Source organism: Labedella populi (genome assembly GCF_004078655.1).
GTDB classification, from domain to species: domain Bacteria; phylum Actinomycetota; class Actinomycetes; order Actinomycetales; family Microbacteriaceae; genus Labedella; species Labedella populi.
Genome location: NZ_RZNC01000005.1, coordinates 124,698 through 149,312 on the forward strand (window position 1 = coordinate 124,698; position 24,615 = coordinate 149,312).

At 69.2% G+C, this 24,615-nt stretch carries 24 protein-coding genes; 7 read left to right on the plus strand and 17 right to left on the minus strand.

Going from position 1 to position 24,615, the window contains the following annotated elements; genetic code table 11:
* Positions 1–19 precede the first annotated feature (19 nt).
* Positions 20–418 (plus strand): phage holin family protein, encoded by a 399-nt coding sequence (locus ELQ92_RS13450; RefSeq protein ID WP_128499832.1) that lies wholly within the window; start codon positions 20–22, stop codon positions 416–418.
* Between the two features lie 10 nt (positions 419–428).
* Here ELQ92_RS13450 and ELQ92_RS13455 read toward each other — a convergent pair whose 3' ends face one another.
* Complete coding sequence (locus ELQ92_RS13455) at positions 429–1,844, minus strand: lipase family protein (RefSeq protein WP_128499834.1); 1,416 nt, start codon at positions 1,842–1,844, stop codon at positions 429–431.
* Entirely contained in the window at positions 1,841–2,143 is a 303-nt protein-coding gene (locus tag ELQ92_RS13460) for a hypothetical protein (RefSeq protein WP_128499836.1), read from the minus strand. Before ELQ92_RS13460 ends, ELQ92_RS13455 begins: the two co-directional genes overlap by 4 nt.
* A 171-nt stretch (positions 2,144–2,314) precedes the next feature.
* On the opposite strand from ELQ92_RS13460, the gene ELQ92_RS13465 reads away from it, so the two are divergent.
* Positions 2,315–2,845, plus strand: coding sequence for a low molecular weight protein-tyrosine-phosphatase (locus ELQ92_RS13465; protein WP_166426797.1), 531 nt, complete (start codon positions 2,315–2,317; stop codon positions 2,843–2,845).
* Positions 2,842–4,224: an adenylosuccinate lyase gene (gene purB / locus ELQ92_RS13470; protein WP_128499837.1), complete on the plus strand. Its 1,383-nt coding sequence runs from the start codon at positions 2,842–2,844 to the stop codon at positions 4,222–4,224. The genes ELQ92_RS13465 and purB overlap by 4 nt, the downstream gene beginning before the upstream one ends.
* A 108-nt stretch (positions 4,225–4,332) precedes the next feature.
* Here the strand turns inward: purB and ELQ92_RS13475 are convergent, their stop codons facing one another.
* The 3 genes from ELQ92_RS13475 to ELQ92_RS13485 all read right to left on the minus strand — a co-directional run bounded on the left by ELQ92_RS13475 (position 4,333) and on the right by ELQ92_RS13485 (position 6,035).
* The gene (locus ELQ92_RS13475; RefSeq protein ID WP_166426798.1) at positions 4,333–4,590 is read right to left on the minus strand and encodes a hypothetical protein; all 258 of its coding nucleotides are present in this window, start codon (positions 4,588–4,590) and stop codon (positions 4,333–4,335) included.
* Complete coding sequence (locus tag ELQ92_RS13480; RefSeq protein ID WP_128499839.1) at positions 4,587–5,273, minus strand: hypothetical protein; 687 nt, start codon at positions 5,271–5,273, stop codon at positions 4,587–4,589. The genes ELQ92_RS13475 and ELQ92_RS13480 overlap by 4 nt, the downstream gene beginning before the upstream one ends.
* Positions 5,274–5,408: 135 nt before the next feature.
* Complete coding sequence (locus ELQ92_RS13485; RefSeq protein ID WP_128499840.1) at positions 5,409–6,035, minus strand: DUF1684 domain-containing protein; 627 nt, start codon at positions 6,033–6,035, stop codon at positions 5,409–5,411.
* A 92-nt stretch (positions 6,036–6,127) separates the two neighbouring features.
* Between ELQ92_RS13485 and ELQ92_RS13490 the strand changes: the two genes are divergently transcribed.
* On the plus strand, positions 6,128–7,525 hold the full coding sequence (locus ELQ92_RS13490; protein WP_128499841.1) for a threonine/serine exporter family protein: 1,398 nt from the start codon (positions 6,128–6,130) through the stop codon (positions 7,523–7,525).
* Positions 7,526–7,752: 227 nt separating this feature from the next.
* Positions 7,753–8,652, plus strand: coding sequence for a potassium channel family protein (locus tag ELQ92_RS13495; protein WP_128499842.1), 900 nt, complete (start codon positions 7,753–7,755; stop codon positions 8,650–8,652).
* A gap of 179 nt (positions 8,653–8,831) precedes the next feature.
* Here the strand turns inward: ELQ92_RS13495 and dnaB are convergent, their stop codons facing one another.
* From dnaB to ELQ92_RS13555, 12 genes are all read right to left on the minus strand, one after another.
* Positions 8,832–10,205 (minus strand): replicative DNA helicase, encoded by a 1,374-nt coding sequence (dnaB, locus tag ELQ92_RS13500; protein ID WP_128499843.1) that lies wholly within the window; start codon positions 10,203–10,205, stop codon positions 8,832–8,834.
* Between the two features lie 638 nt (positions 10,206–10,843).
* On the minus strand, positions 10,844–11,296 hold the full coding sequence (gene rplI / locus ELQ92_RS13505) for a 50S ribosomal protein L9 (protein WP_128499844.1): 453 nt from the start codon (positions 11,294–11,296) through the stop codon (positions 10,844–10,846).
* Between the two features lie 11 nt (positions 11,297–11,307).
* Positions 11,308–11,568, minus strand: coding sequence for a 30S ribosomal protein S18 (rpsR, locus tag ELQ92_RS13510; protein ID WP_128495110.1), 261 nt, complete (start codon positions 11,566–11,568; stop codon positions 11,308–11,310).
* A 70-nt stretch (positions 11,569–11,638) separates the two neighbouring features.
* On the minus strand, positions 11,639–12,151 hold the full coding sequence (locus ELQ92_RS13515) for a single-stranded DNA-binding protein (protein ID WP_128499845.1): 513 nt from the start codon (positions 12,149–12,151) through the stop codon (positions 11,639–11,641).
* A 4-nt stretch (positions 12,152–12,155) separates the two neighbouring features.
* A complete protein-coding gene (gene rpsF / locus ELQ92_RS13520) occupies positions 12,156–12,539 on the minus strand; it encodes a 30S ribosomal protein S6 (protein ID WP_128499943.1) in 384 nt (127 codons plus the stop codon).
* A 272-nt stretch (positions 12,540–12,811) separates the two neighbouring features.
* The gene (locus ELQ92_RS13525; protein WP_128499846.1) at positions 12,812–13,426 is read right to left on the minus strand and encodes a hypothetical protein; all 615 of its coding nucleotides are present in this window, start codon (positions 13,424–13,426) and stop codon (positions 12,812–12,814) included.
* Between the two features lie 206 nt (positions 13,427–13,632).
* Positions 13,633–14,958 (minus strand): ABC transporter substrate-binding protein, encoded by a 1,326-nt coding sequence (locus ELQ92_RS13530; RefSeq protein ID WP_128499847.1) that lies wholly within the window; start codon positions 14,956–14,958, stop codon positions 13,633–13,635.
* Between the two features lie 261 nt (positions 14,959–15,219).
* Positions 15,220–16,653 (minus strand): CCA tRNA nucleotidyltransferase, encoded by a 1,434-nt coding sequence (locus ELQ92_RS13535; RefSeq protein WP_128499848.1) that lies wholly within the window; start codon positions 16,651–16,653, stop codon positions 15,220–15,222.
* A gap of 102 nt (positions 16,654–16,755) precedes the next feature.
* Complete coding sequence (locus ELQ92_RS13540; RefSeq protein ID WP_208004390.1) at positions 16,756–17,505, minus strand: lytic transglycosylase domain-containing protein; 750 nt, start codon at positions 17,503–17,505, stop codon at positions 16,756–16,758.
* Positions 17,506–17,732: 227 nt separating this feature from the next.
* Entirely contained in the window at positions 17,733–18,362 is a 630-nt protein-coding gene (locus tag ELQ92_RS13545) for a hypothetical protein (RefSeq protein WP_128499850.1), read from the minus strand.
* A 6-nt stretch (positions 18,363–18,368) separates the two neighbouring features.
* Positions 18,369–20,453 carry a primary-amine oxidase gene (locus ELQ92_RS13550; protein WP_128499851.1) on the minus strand — a complete coding sequence of 695 codons (2,085 nt, stop codon included), beginning with the start codon at positions 20,451–20,453 and terminating at the stop codon, positions 18,369–18,371.
* A gap of 100 nt (positions 20,454–20,553) precedes the next feature.
* The gene (locus tag ELQ92_RS13555) at positions 20,554–22,035 is read right to left on the minus strand and encodes an APC family permease (RefSeq protein WP_128499944.1); all 1,482 of its coding nucleotides are present in this window, start codon (positions 22,033–22,035) and stop codon (positions 20,554–20,556) included.
* 230 nt (positions 22,036–22,265) lie between these two features.
* Between ELQ92_RS13555 and ELQ92_RS13560 the strand changes: the two genes are divergently transcribed.
* Both ELQ92_RS13560 and ELQ92_RS13565 read left to right on the plus strand, forming a co-directional pair.
* On the plus strand, positions 22,266–23,798 hold the full coding sequence (locus tag ELQ92_RS13560) for an APC family permease (RefSeq protein WP_128499852.1): 1,533 nt from the start codon (positions 22,266–22,268) through the stop codon (positions 23,796–23,798).
* Between the two features lie 11 nt (positions 23,799–23,809).
* On the plus strand, positions 23,810–24,580 hold the full coding sequence (locus ELQ92_RS13565; protein WP_243695038.1) for an IclR family transcriptional regulator: 771 nt from the start codon (positions 23,810–23,812) through the stop codon (positions 24,578–24,580).
* Positions 24,581–24,615 lie beyond the last annotated feature (35 nt).

Below are 24,615 nucleotides of genomic sequence, written 5' to 3' on the forward strand. Positions count from 1 at the left end.
TCCGTGGGATAGTGGCGGCATGGGCGGACTCCTCCTTCGCATCGTGATCAACGCCGTCGCGATCTGGCTCACCACTCTCATCGTGGCCGGCGTCTCCGTCACCCCCTGGACGGGCGGTGACTGGGTCGCGACCGTCGTCACCTATCTGATCGTCGCCGTGGTCTTCGCCCTCGTGAACAGCATCGTGGGCACGGCCATCCGCATCGTCGCCTTCCCCCTGTACATCCTCACGCTCGGGCTCATCTCGTTCATCGTGAACGGCCTGCTCCTCATGCTCGTCGCCGCCATCACGTCGCTCTTCGGATTCGGCCTGCAGGTGGACGGCTTCTGGTGGGGTGTGCTCGGAGCCTTGGTCTTCGCCATCATCAACGGAATCTTCAACCTGATCCTGCGGCCGCAGCTGCGCTCGCGCGACTGAGCGGCCGCCGTCACGGCAGCACCCGGTCCGCCCGGTAGTCCACGGACGACCCCGGCGCTCCCTCCGGCACTGATCGCACGAGCGCCTCGCGGAACTCCGCGAGTCTCTGGTCGTCCGACCGATCCATGAGTTCCGCCGTGCGCGCATACTCCTCGATCGAGTGGGCGCTCATGAGCGAGTCGCCCTCCTGCTCCCGGGAGAACGTGTCCCGCGCGACCACCGTCCGCGCGTCATCGGCCGGAGCCTGACCCGCGAGCGCCGGGATGAGGTCGTCCGAGTGCTCGACGACGACAGTCGGCACACCGTCGGCCGCGGGGATCTGGGCCGTGGGGGCACCGAACGTCACGAGCGAGTCGACCGCGTAGTCGCCGCTCTCGGCGACGGCCGCCGCGACGAGGCCGCCCTGGGAATGACCGGCAAGTGCGACCGGGTCCGCCGCCCCCACGCCGGCATCCTCCATCGCCTGCACGACCGCGCGGTAGGCAGCCCCGTCCTCGCCCGCCATGGAGCCGACGGCGGACTCGAGGTCGAACGCTTCCGCGGATTCACCCACGCCGAACTCGACGGTGCTCCCCACGTAGACGGCCCATGACGCAGCGCCGTCGCCCGTCTGGTACTTCTCGACGCGGACTTGGGGCTGCCCGGGCGCGTTCGCCGGGATGCGCGCGGCGACCTCGGCGACCGAGGCCGGCGCGACGACGCTCCGGCCGGATCCCACGGGGGTGACACTGACGGGAGTGTCCAGCGCGCGTGCGGTGGCCGCGACGAGTGGTGACGAGACCACCCCGACCAGTCCCGCGTCCATGGCACCGCGCGGTGCTCGGAGCGCGCCGGCGACGACGTCGTCCGTCGCAGACACCGCCGCTCGGATGAGCCCCACTGCCGCGGGGTTCGCCACATGTCTCGATTGTGCAGTGACCCAGGCTCCGAAGTCGGCGCCGAGCGACGCGACGGCCCGTCTCGATACGGGGTTCGCCCAGACCACGCCGGCCGCCACGAGCGCCGGAAGCACCACGGGAAGAGCCGCACCCGCCGCACTCGCCATCGGTGCGATGAGCGCAGGGAGCGCCCGCGCCGCGAGGAATCCGAAGGCCCGTCCGGCGAGCCCTCCGGCCCAGTCCATCAGGGAGTTGGCGACTCGGTCGGCGGTTCCGTATGCCGAAGCAGCGACGGACGCGGCCGCACCGACGCGTGCGGCCTGGTCGGAGGCCCGTTCGAGAGCAGCCGTCGCTGCGACGAGATCGTCGCGCGCGAAGTCGTACGGCGCGGCCTCCGGTACCGATGCGACGGCAGCGACGGCTTCACGCACGTCGAAGCGCCACGCGGACACCGTGGCCGCGAGCATGTCGAGGTACATCGCCCGCTCGTGGAGTTCGTCCGTGTCGACGCTCGATCGTGCTCCCGTCGACACCTCGATCTCGCTCATCGGGCCACCCCCGCCGGCTCCTCGACGGGCACGACGTTCGCGAGCGCGAGCAGAGCCCGATCGATCGCATCGATCGCCCGCGCGAGCGCTCGGCGCGCCGACGTCAGTTCCTCGGAGATCTCCGTCAATCGGGATCGGAAGAGGTCCGCCGCACGCGAGTCCCACTCCTCCGCGTCGGCTCGGGCCATCACCTCACGGGCCGACGCACTCGCGAGGGCGTGCAGTCGGGCGACGGCCCACCGTTCCGCTCTCAACGCCTCCCGGATCCTCTCGAGCCCGTCACGGGTCAACTCGGACATGTCCCTCCTTCTCGCCGGATCCCCTGCCCGGCTGACCCACTGTGCGCGGGTCGCACCCTCCCGAGCCGCGCTGCCGGGGATCCCCGGGGATGAACGCGCCGGGAGCCAGGCTCTGGACGACGGGTGCGATCCGCTCTGTGCAGCGAACACTCGGTGGGCCACAATGAGCGGATGGACTTCGACGGCCCGACGACGAAGACAGTGGAGCCGTTCCGCATCTGCTTCGTGTGCGCAGGCAACATCTGCCGCTCCCCGATGGCGGAGGTCGTGTTCACGAGCCTCGCCGCACGAGCGGGTCTCGGCGCCCACGTCAGCGTCGCCTCGGCAGGAACGGGCGACTGGCACGTGGGTGAGCAGGCGGACGGCCGGACCGTCGCGGCCCTGCACCGGCGAGGCTACGACGGAACGGCCCATCGCGCGCGTCAATTCGAGGCGGAGTGGTTCGCGGACCTCGACCTCGTGGTCGCGCTCGACCGCAGCCACGAACGCATCCTCCGCTCCTGGGCCACGACGGACGAGGACCGGGGCAAGATCGGACTGCTGCTGGCATTCGACGCGGGTCAGGTGCATCTCGGTGATGTGCCGGACCCCTACTACTCCGACGATCGGATGTTCGACGAGGTTCTTGGGATGATAGAGCGGGCGTGCATCGCACTCTTCCGCCAACTCCAACCCGCCGTCCGTCAGGGAGCAACACAATGACCGCACTTCCCCCTCAGCCGCTCAGCCCTCTCGACGGGCGGTATCGCGCCGCCGTCACCGAACTGGGCGAGCACCTCAGCGAGGCGGGTCTCAACCGTGCACGGGTCCAGGTCGAGGTCGAGTGGCTGATCTTCCTCACCGACCGTTCGATGTTCGGCTCGAGCCCGCTCGATGAGGCGCAACGCGACGCCCTCCGCTCCCTCGTCCGCGACTTCGGCCAGCAGGAGATCGACGAACTCGCAGCCCTCGAGGCCACGACACGGCACGACGTGAAGGCCGTCGAGTACCTCGTGCGGTCGCGGCTGTCCGCTCTCGGACTCGACGCCATCGCCGAGCTGACGCACTTCGCGTGCACGAGCGAGGACATCAACAACCTCTCGTACGCCCTCACGGTGTCCGCCGCGGTCCGCGGCGTCTGGCTCCCGAAGTACCGCGGCGTCATCGAGAAGATCTCCACGCGCGCCGTCGAGTTCCGTGACGACGCCATGCTCGCGCGGACGCACGGCCAGCCGGCGACGCCGACGACGATGGGGCGAGAGCTCGCCGTCACCGCCCACCGGCTCACGCGCATCGCGACGCAGATCGACGGCACCGAGTACCTCGGCAAGTTCTCGGGCGCGACGGGGACCTTCTCCGCACACGTCGTGGCAGACCCCGCCGCGGACTGGCCGGCGCTCTCGAAGGAGTTCGTCGAGGGTCTCGGGCTCACGTGGAACCCGCTCACGACGCAGATCGAGTCGCACGACTGGCAGGCCGAACTCTATGCGCGGGTCTCCCACGCCAACCGGGTGCTCCACAACCTCGCGACCGACGTCTGGACGTACATCTCGATGGGCTACTTCCGCCAGATCCCGCAAGCGGGGGCGACGGGATCGTCGACGATGCCGCACAAGATCAACCCGATCCGCTTCGAGAACGCCGAGGCGAACCTCGAGCTCTCCTCCGCTCTGCTCGACTCCCTCGCCGCGACGCTCGTGACGTCGCGCCTCCAGCGCGACCTCACCGACTCGACGACGCAGCGGAACATCGGCGTCGCGCTCGGACATTCGCTCCTCGCGCTCGACAACCTCTCCCGCGGCCTCGGCGAGATCGACCTCGACCGCGCCGCGCTCGCCACCGACCTCGACGGCAATTGGGAGGTGCTCGGCGAGGCGATCCAGACGGTCATCCGCGCCGAGGTCGTCGCCGGCCGCTCCTCGATCTCCGATCCCTACGCGATGCTCAAGGAGCTGACGCGCGGCAAGCGCATCGGCCACGCCGATCTCACGGAGTTCGTGGACCGTCTCGACATCGGCGACGAAGCGAAGTCCCGGTTGCTGGCGCTCACCCCCGCGTCGTACGTCGGGGTCGCGTCCGACCTCGTCGATTACCTGCCGTAGCCGCGCACGTCAGCACGAGGAACCGTGGGTCACTCGAGGAGTCGAGTGACCCACGATCGTGTCGAGGGACGCGCCCCGTCACGGTCGCAAGCATGACCACGCGCGCATCTAGTGCGCCGAGGGCGGGCCGTCCTGCTCGGCGATGTCGCGCTTTTCGTCCTCGGTGGGGGCGATCGAGAGAGCGAACATCGCAAGAAGCACAAGAGCGACGATGAAGGCGATGCCGAAGCCGACGAGCGCGATGACCACGTCACGGGTCGACATCAGGGCGATGAGCCCCGTGAACAGGCCCATCCCCGCCGCGAGCGCGAGGAGTTCGAGGGGCTTCAGCACGTCGCGCATGCTGGGTCGTCCGTCGCGGCTCATGAGGCGACCCGTCCTGTCTCTCGGGGATCGCCGGAGGCGGCTCCGCGGTTCCGCTCGCCACGCAGCGTGATGCCGCCGATCGCGAGGTAGGCGGCGATGATCGCGGCATAGGCGCCGAAGAGACCGACCGCCATGATCGATGTCGTCATGGTGCCCGAAACGCCCTGCGCGCCAGAGTAGTTCGTCGTGAAGTCCGGCGGCACGGCGAGGAACACGATCGCGAGGAGGACGGTGAGACCGCCGACCGTCATCCAGTCCCGAGCAAGGGAGATCCGGGAGCGGGCGACGACGCCCGCTCCGAGTTCGAGGAGGCCGGAGAGCAGCGACCAGGCGACGACGAGGTAGACGTAGGCCGGCGGCGTCGGCGCGAGGATCGCGAAGGCGAGGGCGGCGATGGCGGCGAGGCCAGACACCGCGGCCTGGCCGAGGAAGAAACGGCGGGACGTCGTGTCGCCACCGAGACGTGCTGCGCCGAACACGCCGCCCAGCACGCCGGCGCCGAGCACGAAGACCCCGAAGACGAGCAGCCCGAGCATGCTCGAGTGGTCGAGCGAGAAGGTCGTCACGAGGGCCACGGCGGCCGCGGCGGCGGCACGCACGAGCGGGACCGGCCAGTAGGCGCGGGCGATGCGGCTCGACGAACCGAGGGTCGCGCCGTGATCGACGTCGGCGGGATGAGCCACGGTCGGGGCCTCTTTCGGTGGGTTCTGCGGAGCCCCTCCAGTCTACGCGGTCACCCGGCGGGGTCCGACCGGGCCCCGAGCGCCGACGGCACGCCCCTCGACTCACACACCCCCTCGACTCATACACATCTCGACTCACACGCCGTAGAGCTCACCCACCGGGACCGGTACGCCGACGACGTTGCCAGGCTGGGCGAGCGGGCAGGCCCATGCCGGGTCGTACGCGCACGACGGGTTGTACGCGAAGTTGAGGTCGATCACGAGGGACTCCCGCTCGGCGTCCAGCCCGAGGTCGGCACCCTTGATCGTGTCGAGGAGGTATCGCCCGCCGCCATACGTACCGCCCTCACGACCCGCGAGCGCATCGCGCACCGGGACGAAGAGCCCGCCGCCATACGTCATGAGCCGCCAGACGTCGAGGGAGCCGACGCCGGGGATCTCGACCTTCCCGAGCCGCTCGAAGGGGACGACGCCATCCGTTCCTGTCGGGAACTCGAAGCCGGCGGGCTCGGTCGGCACGATCGGCAGCTCGAAGCGCCACGCCGGGTCGTACGGCGCGATCGGGAGGCCCGTGAAGCGTGCGCGCTCATCGCCCTGCAGCGGGCTCGCGGGGTGGGAGCCCATGAGCTCGTCACGACCGGTGCGCCACAGTTGATGCGCTCTCGCCGGGTCGTCCTCGTTGCGCACGGTGTCGTAGAGGGCGAACACCCGACGTCGCCAGTCGGCGACCTCGAGGGCGGTACGGGCACGCGAATCGATCATGAGGTTCAGGCTACGCCGCGAGCCGGCTCGTCGGCCCCGGCCGATTAGACTCGTCCGGATCGACGCAGCCGAACCTGAGGAGCACCACCGCGATGAGTCGGCGTGAACGGAGCATCCTGACCTGGCTGCCCGGTTTCGATCGGCCCGAGCGGCGGACGGAAACACTCACCGACACGCTGCCGATCGTCGACGATCGGCTCGCCGTTCAGATCCTCGACCTGGCTATGCGGATCGGTGAGACGATGCTCGTGTCCGGAGCGAACGCGAGCGGCGTCACGACGGCGATCGTCCGCGCCGCCGGCGCGTACGGCCTCCATCCCGTGCATGTCGATGTGACCTACAACTCGATCACCGTCGCTCATCACCGCGACGGTGCCGCACAACCGATCACCCTGCTGCGCGTCGTGCGCGGATCGGCGCCCGACCACGCTCGGCTGCAACGCCTGCAAGCCCTGCTCGTCGACGTGGCGGACGGGCTCGATCTCACGACAGCCCGAACCCGCTACCGCGAGATCCGCCGCGCGCCGTTCCGCTACCCGCCCGCCATCGTCATCGCTTCGCAAGCCCTGCTCGCCGTCGGCGTCGCGGTCATGTTCGGCGGCAACTGGCTCGTCATGGTCCTCGCGTTCGTCGCCGCGGGGCTCGCGGCGCTCACCCAGTACGCCCTCGCTCGAGCCCAGGTGCCCTTCTTCTTCAGTCAGGTCGCCGGCGCGTTCGTGCTGACGGTGATCGCTGCGGGCGCTCCGCTGCTGGGTGAAACGGGCTGGGACATCGCCGCTGACGTCCGGCCGTCCGTGATCGTCGCGTCCGGCGTCGTCCTCATGCTTGCCGGGCTCACTGTCGTCGGCGCGGCGCAAGACGCCATCGACGGCTTCGCGCTCACGGCGACGGGCCGGATCCTCGAACTCATGACGCACACGCTCGGTGTCGTGCTCGGCATCCTCGCGGGTCTCGAGACCGCGCGCGTGATCGGTCTCGCGATGGTCCCGCCGACGGAAGCGCTCCCTCTCGGCTCCGTCCCCTTACAGTTCGCCGGCGCGACCCTCGTCGCGGTCGCCGTGGCGGTGTTCAACGGCGCCGGCGGGAGGATCATCGGGATCAGCGCGGCGCTCAGTCTCGTCGCATGGTTCGTCTACCTCACCGCGTCGCAGCTCGGGTTCGAGGGAGCCGCCGCGAGCGGGGTCGGCGCCTTCGTCGGGAGTTTCGTCGGGACACTCGTCGCCTATCGCCTCCACGTCCCGAGCGTCGCCATCACGACCGCGGCGATACTCCCCCTGGTACCGGGGGCCGCCGTGTTCCGCGGCCTGCTCAGCATCGTCGAGTCCGGCGACAGCGCGGCGGTCCTCCTCGCCGGCTTCACGACCCTCGCAGGCGCCGCCGTCGTGGGGGTGAGCCTCGCCGTCGGGGCATCGCTCGGCATCTACCTCGGGCAGCCCGTCGGCGCCTCGCTGCGGGGAGTCACCCGCACGAGGGCACGGCTGCGACGCTGAGCAGGCCGGAGGAGACCGTCGTCACCACCGCGTCCGCGCGGCTCACGCGCACGCGTCAGCGCGCGGACGCCGTGGTCGGCATCCGCATCGGCATCGGCACCCCGGCACCCCGGCACCCCGGCACCCCGGCACCGTGAGTCGATTGCCGCTCGGCGAATGTGCGGACAGCGGGGCCGCACCGCCACCCTCGGTGAACGCGGCTCCTTGCTCCTGGCATACTGAGCGCCATGGCCGTGCTCTCCACCATTCTCGGCGCGATCCTGCTGATCGTCACGGCGAACGACGTCTTCCAGACGCTCCTCCGACCGAGCGGAACGGGCCGTCTGTCCCACCTCGTGTTCCGGGCGGCCTGGTCAATTCGAGGTCGGGGCGGACGACCGCTTCCGAGCCTCGGTCCGCTGGCGATTCTCACGGTGACCGTCGGCTGGGTCATGCTGAGCACGCTCGGATGGGCCCTCATCTACCTTCCCCACGTTCCCGGCGGCTTCGCGTACACGGGCGTCGATCCGTACCGTCATCACCCCTTCGCCGAGGCCATCACGATCTCGATGGTGGCGCTCACCACCCTCGGTTACGGGGACGCGGTCCCGACGGTCGACGCCCTGCGCCTGTTGTCGCCGCTCGAAGCGCTCGGCGGATTCGGACTCCTCACGGCATCGGTGTCCTGGTTCATGCAGGTCTACCCGGCTCTCGGACGCCGGAGGACGCTCGCGATCGAGCTCACCGCCCTCGCGGACGCCGGCCTCACCCGGCTCGACAACGTCGACGATGCCGGAGCCAGCGCCCTACTGGCGAAGGTCACGCACTCCCTCGCGGAAGTGTCAGCGGACCTCACGCAGAACGCCGAGATCTTCTACTTCGCCGAGCGCGACGAGCGCTTGTCCGCTCCGCACGCCATGCGCTTCATCCTCGTGCTCCGGGATGCTGCGGCGAGCTCGACGAGCGATCGCGTCCGCGCTCACGGCATCGCTCTGGCGAATGTGATCGACCAACTCGCACGTCACATCTCCGATGAGTACTCGCACGTCCGTGGCGATTCCGCCGACGAAATCCTGGCGGCCGTCGCCGGAAGCCATGGGCACCATTTCTCGGCCATGAGGGCGAGGGACGACCAGGGGTCGGAGTAGGTTCGCACCAAAGAGAGCCGGGGCATGCCACGCTCCCGCGAAGAGTCGCCGTCACACGTCCGACAGGGTGGGCGTCCCCACGTCCGGCTGCACGTTTTCAGGAACGTGGCGAATCCCCAATGAGGCGTCACTTCATCTGAGATTCCGCCATCTTCGCGGAGAACCTATGATCGGTGCTCCTAGATCGGCGCCATATCCGTGAACCGGGAAAAGTGCCCCTGGAACGCGACCGTGACCGTGTCGGTCGGACCGTTACGGTGCTTGGCGACAATGAGGTCAGCCTCGCCCGCTCGCGGGTTCTCCTTCTCGTACGCGCTCTCACGGTGGAGCAGGATGACCATGTCGGCGTCCTGCTCGATTGAGCCCGACTCGCGGAGGTCGGAGATGGCCGGCTTCTTGTCGGCGCGCTGCTCGGGACCACGGTTCAACTGCGAGAGGGCGATCACGGGCACCTGAAGCTCTTTCGCGAGGAGCTTGAGCGCACGCGAGAACTCCGAGACCTCCTGCTGGCGGCTCTCCACGCGCTTGCCCGAGGTCATGAGCTGCAGATAGTCGATGACGACGAGCTTCAATCCGACCTTCTGTTTGAGTCGACGGCACTTCGCTCGGATCTCGACGAGGGTCATGTTGGGGCTGTCGTCGATGTAGAGGGGCGCGTCGTTGATGCGGCCCCGGACCGACGCGATCGTCGTCCAGTCGCGCTGGTCGAGCGTGCCCTTGCGCATGCTCTGGAGCGGCACCGACGCCTCGGCCGACATGAGTCGCATGGCGATCTCGGAGCGCCCCATCTCGAGAGAGAAGAAGATCGCGGGCATGTTGTGCTTGATGGCGGCGGCGCGCGCGAGGTCGAGTGCGAGCGTCGACTTACCGAGGGCCGGTCGCGCGGCGATGATGATCATCTGGCCGGGGTGGAGCCCGTTCGTGAGCTGGTCGAGGCCCGAGAAACCGGTCGGGACTCCCGTGAACTGACCATCTCGACCCTTCGCCGCCTCGATGTCCTCGATGGCCGCGTCGACCGCGATGTTGAGGGGGACGTAGTCCTCGGTGTTGTCGTTGGCGGCGACGGAGTAGATCTCGGCCTGGGCGTTGTTGACGAGGTCGAGCACCTCGCCTTCGCCGGCATAACCCATCTGCACGATGCGGGTGCCCGCCTCGACGAGACGACGCAACAGGGCACGCTCGGCGACGATCGAGGCGTAGAACCCGGCGTTCGCGGCGGTGGGGACGAGCGAGGTGAGCGTGTGCAGGTAATCGGCACCGCCGGCGCGCTGCAGGTCACCGGTCTTGATGAGCTCGTCGGTGACGGCGATCACGTCGGTCGGTTCGCCGTGCGAGTAGAGCGACAGGAGCGCGTCGAAGATGATCTCGTGCTTGGGCACGTAGAAGTCGCCACCGCGCACCGTCTCGACGACATCGGCGACGGCGTCCTTCGAGAGCATCATGCCGCCGAGGGCCGATTGCTCAGCGAGCATGTCGTGCGGAGGGGTTCGCTCGTTCTGGCGGGTCTCCTCGCCGGGGAACTGGTCGGAGAGGCCCAGATGAGCGATCGACATTCGTACTCCCTCGGATGTTGACTGGACCAGGACGGTTGTGACGGACCAGCCCCACGCGGGACTCGGAGTCACCGCGCGACGCTCGATCGCAATATGTTCCCGGACGGGCCCTCGCTGGCGACGTCCGGCGCCATAGTCCCAGTAGATCGGGTACCTCTGACATCCGGGAGAAGCGGGCTCGGCGGGTTCGGTTCGGCGTTGCCCCACCCTACGAACGGTGGAACGAATGCGACAAATGACCCCTGTGGATAAACCTGTGGGGAAAGTGCGCGAAACGCCGCAGAGCTTGTGAACAGAACCTGTGGACAACTCGACCAGACTAGGGCGATACGGTCGAATAAAGTGCCTCTCATCGGGAAAGTAGAGTTTCCACCGCCTGTGGGTAAAAACAGCTTCAAGTACCGCTTGAGGGTTTTGATTTGACAAGCAGCCTGTGCACAAGTGCACACTTTCATCGCCCGAGAAATCTGCGATTCACCCCTCATCACCGAGCAGTACTCATGTTCCGTCGAGCGCAGAACCCCGCACGCTCCCCTCTCAGGCGCTCGGGTCCCGACACGCGAAAGGCGGCGACCGGACCGGAGTCCGATCGCCGCCTCGAGGCGACGTGGAGCGGGCTGTGAGCGCCGCTCGACGACTTACTTGCTCGCGACCACCTGGAGGGTGATCGTCGCGGAGAGGTCCTCACGGAGGCGCACGGTGGCCTCGTGGGTTCCGACCGACTTGATGGGGGTCGGGATCTCGATCTTGCGACGGTCGATCTCGCCGAGCCCGGCGGCCTTGACGGCCTCCGCGACGTCGACGGTCTTGACCGAGCCGAAGAGACGCCCCTCCGCACCCGCCTTGACGGCGAGCTTCACGGTGTTCGACTCGAGGCTCGCCTTGAGCGACTGCGCCTCTTCGAGGGTGGCGAGCTCACGAGCGGCGCGAGCCGCCTTGATCTGCTCGACCTGCTTCGCTCCACCACGGGTCCACGCCACGGCGAAGCCCTGCGGAATGAGGTAGTTGCGGGCGTACCCGTTCTTCACCTCGACGACATCGCCGGGGGTGCCGAGGCCGGTGACCTCGTGCGTCAGAATCAGTTTCGACATGGGAGCGCTCCTTAGCGGCCAGAACCGGCGTAGGGAAGCAGAGCCATCTCGCGCGCGTTCTTGACGGCACGTGCGATGAGGCGCTGCTCCTGGACGGAGACACCGGTGATACGGCGAGCACGGATCTTGCCGCGCTCGGAGATGAACTTGCGGAGCGTGGCGACGTCCTTGTAGTCGATGACGCCGACACGGATCGCCTTCGCGGGGGCCGCGTTCTTCGCGCCCTTCCCGCGGGCGGGCTTGCGGCTCGGGCCGCCAGACTTTCCAGCCATGTGGGTTTCCTTTACGTATGAAGAGTGTTCTCACCGCTCGTGACGCGCTGCGCCGCTGCGGTCAGGAGGATCAGAAGGGAGTGTCGTCCGAGTAGGAGCCCGGCGTGTTCCAGCCGTCCGCCGACCCGGAGGTCGACGTGGCGGGAGCACTCGCGGCCCACGGCTCGTCAGTCACGGCAGGAGCCCCACCACGACCGCCGCCACCGCCGGCACCGGACGACTGCGCGCGGCTCACCTGTGCGGTGGCGTAACGCAGCGACGGACCGATCTCGTCGATCTCGAGTTCGATCGACGTGCGCTTCTCGCCTTCCTTCGTCTCGTAGGAACGCTGCTTGAGGCGACCGGTCGCGATGACGCGGCTGCCCTTCGTGAGCGAACCGGCGACGTGCTCGGCGAATTCACGCCACACGCTCGCCCGGAGGAAGAGCGCCTCACCGTCCTTCCATTCGCCGGATGCCCGGTCGAAGGAACGAGGGGTGGAAGCGATCGTGAAGTTGGCAACCGCGAGCCCGTTCTGCGTGTAGCGCAGTTCGGGGTCGGCCGTGAGGTTGCCCACGACGGTGATGATCGTCTCGCCGGCCATCTGACTAGGCGTCCTTCGCGGCAGCCTTGGCGGGGGCCTTGCTGGCACGAGCGGCCTTGGCCTCAGCGCGCTTCTTCTCCGCGGCGACGAGGGCGAAACCCTCTTCCGCACGCAGCACCTTGGTGCGCATGACGGCCTCGGACAGCTTCAGCTGGCGGTCGAGCTCGTCGGTCGCAGTGGAGTTCGCCGTGAAGTTGACGACGGCGTAGATGCCCTCGGTCTTCTTGTTGATCTCGTAAGCGAGGCGACGACGGCCCCAGATGTCGATGTTGTCGATCGTTCCACCATCGTTGCGGATGACGTTGAGGAACTTGTCGAGACTCGGAGCGACAGTGCGCTCGTCGATCTCGGGGTCCAGGATGACCATGAGTTCGTACTGATGCGTCACTAACCCACCTCCTTCGGACTTGAACGGCTGCAGACGGTCTGCAACAGGAGGGTAATCAGCATCGTTGCGACGCGGGAAGCGGATCGGATCCACGCGGGCAACCTGCCTATCGTACCGGACATCGCGGGGAACCGCCATGCGCGTGTTCCGCTCCACGTCCATGTAGTCACTTCGAGCGGTGTGGGTCGCCTCTGCGCGTCGCGCACCGCTCGAACTGACTACCGCGCTGCCGCGGCTGAGAGCGAGGGTGGCGTTGGGCACGATCGTGATGGTCATGATTTTCCTTTCGTGAAGACGGGGAGCGATCGATGAGGAGCGGAGGCCGCGATTCCGTGTCGTGCCAGAGCGGTGATCAAGGACGTCCCGTCGAGGGCGTCCTGCCAGGTCCATCGGACGACCTCTGACTGCGCCGCGCGGAGGTCGTCCTCGCGGCGCTTCTCCGCCCAGACGACGTCTTCGACCGACGCCTCGCCCGGGAGACGATTCCGCGAGTACTTGATGCGACCGTCGAATTCTCCGACGGCCTCGCCCCCCTCGAGTCGGACGTGGTGCCACATCACGCCCGCGCGACTTCGCCGCCGAGAGGCCGGGGACGTCGTCGCGTGAACGGCGAGGGGGCTGCCGCCCAGCAGCGGCAGCCCGAGGAGGACCGCAGCCGACTGGTGCGAGAAGACGATGTCGGTCATACGCGTGGCGGCGACGGCACGGATCCGCGAGACATACCGCGCCGCGTCGTCGGCACGATCCCACTGTTCGGACGCGACGTACACCCCGCGCCGGATCCGCCTCTCGCCGTCGGCGTCGGAGGGGCGCCGTTGCCGCCCCAGACTGCGGTGGTCCTTCGACGAGATGAGGGGCAGTCCCTGCAACGAACTCCTGTCAGACATGCACGCAGTCTGCGCTGACAGGCCGTAGCCGGATGCCCGAGGAGCCGCCCTCGGTGGACAAGTGGCGCTCGCCCTATCTGTGGACGGCAGACGCCCACGCGCTTTCCCCGCTCGGGTAGTCACTTTGAGCGGAATGCGTCGCCTACATGGGACGCAATTCGCTCAAAGTGACTACTTGGGGAGGCTCAGCGGGACGTGCGGGGTGGTCAGCCCGCGACGGCCGTGTTGGCCGCGTCCTCCGCCCGACGGAGACCGGTGTCGGCGGGGACCACACCGAGGAAGACGTCCCGCAGGATCGGGTCGTACTGTTCGAGCGCCTTCGCGAAGTCCGCACCGGTCGGCGCGGGGATGGTGTCATCTCCGACGACATCGAAGAACGGGTCGATGTCCACACCCTGCTCCTCCCAGTAGTCGAAGAAGGTGCTCTGCGCCTCGGTCACGCCGGGTACCGCCGCACCCGTCTCGCCGAGGGGAGCAGCGCCGTCCTCCGACCCGAGCCACTCGAGGACCTCGGTGATGGCGTCCCGCTTCTCGGACGCGGCGTTTCCGGCGACGACCACTCCGTTCGTCACCGAGACACGGCCGGCCGGGCCCTCCGGGATGGGGACGACGCCCCACTCGAACTCAGCGCCGGCCTCGACGTTCTTCAGGTTGTAGACGCCCGACTGGAACATCGCGATCCGTCCGTCGACGAACGCATCACGACTGAAGTCGCCGTTCTCGTTCGTCTCGCGCGGGCTCGGTGCGACGCGGTCGGTCCGAATCTTCGATACGACGTAGGAGATGGCCTCCGTGGCCTTCTCCTCACCGAAGGTGAAGCGCTCGCCGTCCTGGAAGGTGCCGCCGTTCGAGCCGATGAACGGCAGGAGGATCGCCTGGAGGTCGTAGGCGAGGTTGGTGCCGTATTGCGTGATGGCATTGGGGTCGAAGCCCTCGGCGCCGACGGCGCGCCCGGACGAGTCGAGGGTGAGGGACCGGGCGACCTGAGTGTACGTGTCCTGCTCGGGGTCCGGCGACCACGTGAGGTCCTCGATGTCGGCGGGCGTGAGACCCGCGGCCTCCAGGAGTGCCGCGTTGTAGTAAACGGCGACGCCGCCGTCGTACAACTGCGGCACACCCCACAGCGTGTCATCACGTGTGAACTGGTCGACGACGCTCGGCTCCCACGCGTCCTTCGCCGCCTCCCCGAGGGCCTCGTCGATGTCGACGAGCGTACCGGCGTCGGCGTACGCCCCGTAGTAGGAGTTGTTGACCCAGAAGAGGTCGTCCATCGTCTGTTCGGCGACATCCGTCCGGAGATCCGTCCAGTAATCGGCCCACTCGACGACGTTGATCTGCACGTCGATGTCGGCGTGCTCCTCCTCGAAGGCGGCGAAGGAGTCCTCGTACGCCGCGGCGACTGTCGGGTCCCACAAGCGGAAGGTCACGGTCGTGGGGTCCGCGGCGTCGGGCCGCGGCTCGGGAGCGCACGCCGCCAATGCGAGCGAGGCGGCGGTGGCGAGGGCGGCGAGGCGGGCGATGCGATGTGTCATGGGGCGTCCTTCGGCTTCTCGGTCCGGTCGGCATCGGCGGGCGACACGCGAACCGGGCGGTACCGGACACCTCACTGCCCGGCTCCGACGGGCGGAATGCCACGGCGGTCGTGGCCTCGGGTTCCGCCTTACATGGCCGTCCGCATGCCGCTTCGGCGGGACGACCGAAGGAAAGGATACGCCCGACACCCCGGATCGGCCCAGTGAGAGGCCCTCACCTCCGCGATGTGAGTGCGCATCCAGGTACCCGGGCTCGCACGATCAACCGCGTTCGTCGCGTTCGGCCCACCATGCCAAGAGACGGCGCTCCGCCTCCTCCTCGCCGAGAGGGCCGTCGTCGAGCCGCAGCTCCAGGAGGAAGCGGTACGCCTCCCCGATGACTCGTCCCGGGGGCACGCCGAGCACCTCTTGGATGCGGTTGCCGTCGAGCTCCGGCCGCACGGCGTCGATCTGCTCCTGCTCACGCAGCACGGCGATGCGGTCCTCGAGGTCGTCGTAGGCGAAGCCCAACCGGTCGGCCTTGCGGCGGTTGCGGGTGGTGACGTCGGCGCGGGTCAGCATGTGAAGCCGCTCGAGCAGTGGACCGGCGTCGCGGACGTAGCGCCGGACCGCGGAATCGCTCCACGCCGCTTCGGTGTACCCGAAGAAGCGGAGGTGCAGTTCGACGAGGCGCGCGACGTCGCGGATCGTGTCGCCGTCGTACCGGAGCGTGGTGAGCCGCTTCTTCGCGAGCTTCGCGCCCACGATGTCGTGGTGGTAGAACGTCACCCCGCCGGCCTCCGTGCGCTTCGTGGCCGGCTTGCCGATGTCGTGGAGGAGTGCCGCGAGGCGCAGAACGAGGTCCGGCGCCTCCCCCGGGTGCCTCTGCTTCTCATACCCGATGGCCTGGTCGAGCACCGTGAGGGAGTGCTCGTACACGTCCTTGTGGTGGTGGTGCTCGTCAATCTCCAACCGCAGCGCCGGGATCTCGGGCAGGAACCGCTCGGCGAGCCCTGTGTCGACGAGGAGGCGAATCCCCTCGCGCGGCGCGTCCGTCGAGAGCAGTTTGGTGAGCTCCCCCTGGATGCGCTCGGCGCTCACGATGTCCAGCGTCGCCGCGCGCTCCGCCATCGCGGTGCGCACATCGGCGTGGACGGAGAACCCCAGCTGCCCGGCGAATCGCGCGGCCCGCAACATGCGCAGCGGATCGTCGCCGAAGCTGACCTCCGGTTCGATCGGCGTCCGCAGGATCCCGGCGACGAGGTCCTCGACACCGCCGGAGGGGTCGACGAGTGCGACCTCGGGAACCCGCAGGGCCATCGCGTTGACGGTGAAGTCGCGGCGCACGAGGTCGCCCTCGAGCGAGTCCCCGAACGCGACGACGGGCTTCCGCGTCGTGCCGTCGTACTCATCGGCCCGGTACGTGGTGATCTCGACGGTCTCGGCGTCGATCCGGGCGCCGATCGTGCCGAACTCGCGGCCGATGTCCCACTGCGCGGTCGAGATGGGTGTGACGATCCGCAGGATCTCGTCCGGGCGCGCATCGGTCGTGAAGTCGAGGTCGTTGGTCCCCCGCCCGAGCATCGCATCGCGGACCGGGCCCCCGACGAGTGCCAGTTCGTGACCGGCCTCACGGAATGCCGCGGCCACCGTGGCGACCGTGGGGAGTTCGGCGAGGGTCTGCAGGCGCACGAGCGCCTCGGCCATTTTCACCATGCCGACCATCGTATCGGTAGCCGTCGGGCCCCGTCGGCCGGGCGATCGATGCGGTGGAGGGCTGCCGCGACCCGTCGGCGCGACGGCGCACACCGACCGTCGCTAGCCGTTCGCCGCCGTGGCGTACCGGTCGGCGAAGTCCGCGACCGCGTTGTTGTACTCGGTGTTCGGGTTGTAGGCGTGGACGGCGGCGATCCAGTCGGCGGAGCTCGAGAGATCGCGTTCGTGCGCGCAGAGGTAGCGCCCGGCCGTGAGGACCGCGTCGTCGATCTGCTGGGCGTCGGCGACGCCGTCGGCGTTCCCGTCCGCTCCGACGATCGCCCAGGTGGACGGGATGAACTGCATCGGACCGACGGCGCGGTCCCACTGCGCATCGCCGTCGAGCGCCCCGTGGTCCGTGTCGGCGATCGCGAGCACACCGTCACCGTCGAGCGCGATCCCGACGATCGGCGGCGATGATCGCCCGTCATCATCGAGCGCCGAGTCGAAGATCGTGGCGTGCACGGTCTCGACCCTCCCGATCGCGGCGAGGGTCGTCCATTCGAGCCGGCAGTCGGGCTGCTCCTCGGCCAGACGCAGAGCCGCGCCCGCGTAGGCGGCCAACGATCGGATGGGGATGCCGGTGCGCCCGGCGATCTCGGCGACCCAGTCGGGGTCGGGAAGGGCGGAGACGGAGCGGTTCGCGGGCACGGGCACGGCGTCGATCTGGTTCGATTCCACGATGGGATCCGTCGCGCCGGGAGGCGGAGCGGCATCGGCGTCGGGGCCGGTCGAGCCGACCCCCGTCGCCAGGACGACGAGGGACACGACGATCCCGACCGCGACCACGGAGGCGACGACGGCGGTGGCCACGAGTCCGCCCGATCCCGTCGAACGGCGGCGGGGACGGGGCCGAGACCGACTCCGCGAGCTCGACCGTGCGGGACGGCGGCGAGCGGTCACCACCAGGCTCCCGCGCGACGATCGGCGGGTGCGCGGAGGAGTGGGGTCATGACGTCACGAGTGTAGACGGCACCCCTGACCGCTTGCGGAGCGCGCTCGACGACGGCCTCTCGGACGACGGCTCAGACGGCGACGGCTCAGACGGCGACGACGAGCGCCATGAGGGCGACGGAGGTCGCCATGCTCGCGAGCTCGGCGGTCTCCAGACGCCTCCGCCGCTCCCGGACCCCGCGGACGACGCCCCACACGACGACTCCGGTGTAGACGGCCGCCGCCAGAAGGACGGCAGCGGGGAGGACGCCGCCGAGCGCGTCCACGGCGTGATGACCGCCCACCGCCGCCGACGAGGCCGTCGTGACGGCCGCGTCGGCCGAGCCGGGAACGGCGGGGGACATGAGGGACGCGAGACCGGCCATGACGAGGGCGCCCGCCGCCGTCATCACGCTCATCCCGCGAGCCGTGTGCCTCCCCGTGATCGGAGCGACCGCTGCGACCGCCGGACCCCGTCCCGTGCCCGGGGCGTCCCGCCCGACGGGCGACCGGTCCTCCCGACGCCGGGAGGACCAGACCACGCTCAACGCCGTCGCCACGAGCACCGCCGTCCAGGTGATGGGCGGCACCGAGACGACGCCGAGCGCGAGATCCGCCATCACCACGAGCATGACGATCGCCGCCACGAGCTCGGGCGTCGCCCGTCGGCGGGCCGCGGTGCAGCACACACCGAGGGTCGCCGGCAGGAGCGCCGCGACGTGCAGGAGTTCGGTCACGGGCCGTCAGTGCGCTGTGCCGTCATGACCCGCGTGGTCGTGGCCGCCGTGATCGATGTGGGCGTGGTCGTGCGCCCCTGCGTGGCCGTGACCCGCGTGCTCGCCGTGCACCCCTGCGCCCGGCGACATCGAGCAGTGGGCGACGACGGGCGCCGGGACGTTGAGCGCGGGATTCCGATCGAAGAAACCGTATGGCTTGAGGGTGAACTTGGCGTAGTCGACCGGCATGACGGGCCAGTCCTCCGGACGGGGGAAGTGGGTCGGACCGAAGGTGTGCCACACCACGATGTCCTCGCCGTCGACGGGGGCGTCGTCCGCGATGAAGCGCGACAGTCCGTCGCCGCCGGGGTTCTGGTGCACGAAGTCGCCCGCCGCGTATCGCTCCGCCGGGTCGTACTTGGTGACGAAGAGGTGCTTCGTGGCGAACTCCGCGCGCCGGGCGATCGACGAGGAGGAATCAGCCATGAGCGTCGGCGCGTCCTGGGGATAGAGGACGTATCCCGTCGGGCGGCCCATGGCGTTCGTCTTCTCCGTGCTCGAGACGAACCAGCTGCGCGCCACCGAGGCGTCCGCCGTGCGCCCCGACTCGGCCTCGCCGCGGATCCGCGTGACGCGCTTGGTGAAGGCGTTGCCGTGCGGATTGGTCTCGCTCACGGGGAGTCGAACGGCGTCCACTTCGTCGACGGCGTTCGCGACTCCGTCGACCATCATGTCGAGGCGGGCGGAGAAGAGGTGCTGGTGGTAGGGGGCTCCGAGACCGGGAGCGACCTCCGACGCGAAGGGGTATGCGGTGCCGTCCTCGGCGTCGCCCGCGAACGACGAGGTGAAGAGGACACCGGTGAGCTTGGCCTCGCACTCGATCGTGCCGTCCAGGTAGAGGTACCAGTAGAAGCCGTAGTCGTAGTTGCCGACGGTCGTGAAGAACGAGATGACGAGGCGACGGCTGCGGCGCACCTCGTTGGAGCCCGTGAAGAGGTCGCTGTGCTTCCACAGCGTCCCGAAGTCCTCCTCGTGCATGCAGATGCCGTTGGAGATGGTCCGCGGGGCGCCGAGCTCGTCGGCCACCGTCACGTCGAAGTAGCGGATCTCGCCGACGCAGTCGCAGCCGAGCTCGAGCGAGTTCGTGTAGCGGCCGAAGAGATACTCCCCCGTGTCGAAGTAGTTCTGCCAGAAGCGCACGGGGCTGGGGTCGCCGTAGGGCACGAGCATCTCGTCGATTGACGCCCGGTAGATGACGGGGCGGGTCTCGCCGTGGTCGTCGAAGCTCAGTTGACGGAGCACGAGGCCCTCGCGGACGTCGAAGCCCACCTGGAACCGCCAGTTCGCCCAGGTGACCATGTCGCCGTCCACGTCGAAGCTCGCGCCCTCCGGCTGCGTGATCACGATCGGCTTGAGGGTCTCGAGCGGGGCGCCCTGCAGCGCGGGATCGTCGAAGTTGCCGCTCGTCGAGGGGATCGGCATCACTCGGTCGTCGATCAGGCGCGTGATGCGACGGTTCGCCGCATCGACGTAGGCGCTCAGCCCGTCGACCGGGTGCGCCCACGGGTGGTCCTCAGGATAGTCCTGCCGGAATGCGAGAACGCGCAGGATCCGGAGGCCCTTCTCCTCCGGGAAGTCGTACGACCCGGCCGAGAGCGGAACGCACATGACCTGGTCGACGGTGAGCCCGCGCGTCGCGAGCGCGTCGACCCAGCGCGGGTCGTCGGCAACGATGCTCCAGATCTCCTCGAATTCGGCGTCGAGGATCGGCAGCTGCCCGCGAGACCCGTCGAGGATCTGACGGGTCTCGAACGTCCCCGCCGTCAGGGACACGATGTTGTCGGTCGAGCGGCCCGTCGCCATGTCGAGGAGGAGGACCCGTGCCCGGCGGTCGGGGAGCGGGGCGTCGCCCGCCTGCCAGGCGAGCACCTCGCGCTTGTGCGGCTCGTCGAGGCCCACGTAGGCGAACCGCACCGTCTCGGCGAACTCGTCGGACGCGGAGACGATCGAGCGGATGGTCTCGTACTCCGCCGCGGTGAGGTTTCCGAGCGGGTGCACGCCCCCGTCCGCGTTCGTGCTCTCGTCGGTGGAGTGGAGGTCGGCGATCGTCATGTCTGGCCTTTCGATGCTGGTCGGAGCTGGAGTCGGAGCTGGAGTCGGGACTGGAGTCGGGAGAGGAGGGCGACCGGGTCGGTCCGCCGGCGGCTGTACGTCAGGAGGAGATCGCCTCCGTCAGGTCGGCGTAGGTGGCGGGGGAACGGCGCTGCAGCACGGCGCCTTGGACCCAGCCGATGAGGGGGAAGACGACGACGAGCGCGAGCAGGAACACGCTGACCGCCCCGAACGTCGGAGTGCCCGTGGCGTCGACGTCGCCGACCATGATCGGGAAGTAGGCGATGATGACGGCGGAGGAGACCACGAGGCCCACGAAGCCGAGCACGGGGGCGATCACGGTGTTCCACATGCGAGCGTCGGCGGAGCGATTGCGCCGAAAGTAGGCGATCACGGCGACACTCGTCGCGGCCATGAGCACGGCGATGGCGAGTGTCGCGACCCCGGCGAACCACGTGAACACCTGCAGGACGGGATCGAGCCCCAGCACGGCGAAGGCGGCGATGAGCACGGCCGCCGTCGCGGTCTGGACGAGCGAGGACGCGTGGGGCGACAGGTGCTTCGCGTGCACGTCGCCGAGTCGGGCGGGGAGCACTCCCGCGTTCGCCATCGAGTGTTGGTACCGCGTGAGGACGTTGTGGAACGAGAGCACGCACGCGAACATGCTCGTGATGAGGAGCACGTTGATGATGACCTCGCCCACGACACCGAGGTACTGCGCCGTCGTGACGATGATGAGCGAGCCGGCCTGGTCGAGCGGGACGCCGAGGATGCCCTCGGGACCCACGGCCATCACGAGACCCCACGACGCGAGCGTGTAGAAGACACCGATGCCGATGACGGCGGCGTAGGTCGCGCGCGGGATCGTGCGGTCGGGGTCCTTCGCCTCGTCGCGGAAGATGGCCGTCGCCTCGAAGCCGATGAAGGCCGCGATCGCGAACATGAGGCCGACGCCCGGGTTGCCGGAGGCGAGGTTCTCCATGGTGAACGGTGCGAGCGAGAGTCCCTCCGGAGCGTTCCCACTGAAGACGACGGCCGCCACGAGCCCGAGGACGATGCCGATCTCGCCGACGAGCAGCACGCCGAGCACTTTCGAGGAGAGGTCGATGTGGTGGTACCCGAGCAGACCGACGAGTGCGATCACGGCGATCGAGTAGACGTACCACGGGATGTCGGGGCCGCCGAGGCCGCTCACGGTGACCTGGAGGATGTAGCCGACGTAGCCATGCACGCTCACCTGGATGGTCGTGTAGGTCAGCAGCGCGAGGTACGCGGCCGCGAGTCCGGATCTCCGCCCGAGGCCGTAGCCGACGAAGGTGAAGAAGGCGCCCGGCTTCGGCACGACCTTCGTCATGGCCGCGAGCCCGACGGAGAAGAGGAGCAGGATGACGGCGGAGATCGCGTAGAGGCTCGGGAAGCCTGCCCCGTTGCCGAGGAGGATGCCGAGGGGCGCCGCTCCGCCGATGACCGTGAGCGGCGAGGCCGCGGCGACCACCATGAACACGATCGCGGTGACGCCGAGCGACCCCTTCAGGGCGCGGTCCTTCTGAATCGGTGCGGCGCTCTGCGCCGGGTCCTTCATGACGGTCACGGGGATCTCCTGTTGTCGGGGTGGACGGGACGGTGGCGGTGCTCGGCTCCACTGTGGTCCGGTCGCGTTGCGGCGATGTCTCCCGTGCGTAACGACTCGGAGGTCGTGAATGGGACGGTCCGGCGCGGCTGTCTCATTCAGGGTTGACCCGCTCGAAACACGGCCGTCGTCGTGCCGCAACGACACGCTCGTATCGTGGGCGGCGATCAGGAAGAAGCACCATGACGGCTCTTGAACGCGCGATCAGCGACCCTCGACCGATCGACGGCATCGGATCGCGCTCCCCCATGCACGGCCTCGCCCGGCGCAGCATCGGGTTCGCCGACGTGCTCGGGCAGTCGGTCTCCGCCACGGCGCCGTCGGCCGCGGCGACCACGGTGCCCCTCCTTCTGAGCGTCGTCGCGGGCGCCGCCCAGGTGTGGTCGCTCGCCCTCGCCGCCGTCCTCGCCCTCCTGGTCGCCTCCGCCGTGAACGAGTTCACTCGCCGGATGGCGGCGACGGGCTCCCTCTACACGTTCGTCGCGAAGGGCCTCGGCACGCGGGCGTCGTTCGTCGCGGGGGTCGCGCTGCTGACGGGGTACGGATTCATCTCGATGTTCGCGCTCGGCGGCGCCGGGACGTACGCGTCCGTCCTGCTCGCACGCGTCGTCCCGGGCGTCGACGCGTCGCCCGTGCTCCTCGCCGGGACGATCGCCCTCGTCGCGGCCCTCGTCGCCCTCGTGCTCGCGCGCGGTATCCGCGTCTCCACTCGCGTCGCCCTCGTCGTGGAGGCGGTGTCCGTCGGCATCATCGTCACGCTCGTTGTCCTCCTGCTCCAGGCAATCGCGCCACGCGCGGACTGGAGCGTCCTGTCGCCGGCGGCCGTCTCGCCGCCCACGCTCGCCGTCGGCGTCGTGCTCGGTCTCACGGCCTTCGTGGGCTTCGAGAGCGCAGCGACCCTCGGTGTCGAGGCGCGGACGCCGTTCCGGACCATCCCGCGCGCGATCGTCTGGACCGTCGTCGTGTCGGGAGCGCTCTACGTGCTCTCGAGCACGAGCTTCGTCCTCGGATTCGACGTCATCGGCGAACGGATGTCGGAGAGCGTCATGCCGGTGGATCAGCTGGCGTCGGCGTTCGGTGTCGCGTGGGTCGGCGCGTTGCTCGATCTGAGCATCGCCACCTCGTTCGTCGCGTGCGCCATCGCGTCGATGACCGCGCTCGTCCGCGTGCTCTTCTCGATGGGGCGGGAAGGACTCGCTCCGGCCGTGCTCGGGAGCACCCATTCACGTTTCCGGACGCCGTTCGTCGCCGTCGTCGCGTCGACTCCGCTCGTCGCCGTGGTACCCGTCGGCGCGGCTCTCCTCGGAGCAGCGCTCTGGGACACGATGCAGGTCCTCATCGTCGTCGCCGCCGGGGGGTACATCACCGCCTACGTCCTCGTCTGCGCCGCCGCGCCCGTGTTCCTCCACCGGATCGGCGAACTGACCTGGCCGCCCGTCGTGCGCTCGATCCTCACGGTGGGTCTGCTCCTCGGTGCTCTCCTCGTCTACCTCGGCGAGGAATCGCAGAGCGAACGCTCGCCCGGCGTGTGGGTGCTCCTCGCCGTCATGGCGGCGGGCCTCGTGTGGGCGCTCGTGCGCGATCGGAACGTCCCCGGCCTGAGGCACCGGATCGGCGTGCACGACGAGCCCATCGCGAGCGATGTACTCGGGGGCGCCCTCCGCGGCCACGGCACGGGACGGCCCGGCGGGACGGAACGGTCCGGCGGCGGGTGACGGTGAGCGACGTGGCACGCGCGACGAACGGAGCGGGACCCGAGGACGGACCTGACGGAGGCCGCCCCTCCCGACCGCTCGTCGACGACGTGCGAGCGCGCCAGCCCAAGGCCATCCACAGCGCTCTGGCGGTGCTCGAGGAGGTCGCGGCGCGCGGCGCCGGGGTCACCGCGCGCGAGATTTCCGACGCCCTCGGGATGCCGCGCGCGACGACCTACCGGTTGATCAATCTCCTCGTCCAGGAGGAGTACCTCGTCCGAATGCCCGATCTCACGGGCTTCACTCTGGGCCGGAAGGTCGTCCAGCTCGCGCATCTCGTCGCACCGTCCCCGCCGCCCCGTGCCGCGCGCGAGGTCATGGAGCGCTTGCGTTCCGGGATCCGCGGAGGTGTCCATCTCGCCCGCTACGACACGGACCGGATCGCCGTGGTCGATGTCGACGACGACTTCCCCCTCTCGGACGAGAACCGGATCGTACGCGACTGGGACGCATCCGCCATGGGGCGGCTCCTCCTGGCCGAGCGCGGCGTCTCCGCGACGTCCACGCGATCCGGCCACACCCTCGGCGCGATCGTCGAGGAGACCCGCCGCGCCGGCTTCGCTCGACAGGTCGACGAACTCGTCCCGGGCTTCGGATGCCTCGCGGTGCCGATCCGCGACGAGCGCGGGCGACTCGTCGCGAGCGTCAGTTTCGCGGCACCCCGTTCGCGCATCGAGGACCCGGGGGATGTGCTCGCGACGCTCGAGGCGGGCGCGGACGAACTCGGCCGACTCCTCGTCTGAGAGGGCTACTGCGGCCCGAGGGCGGCAGTTTGTCG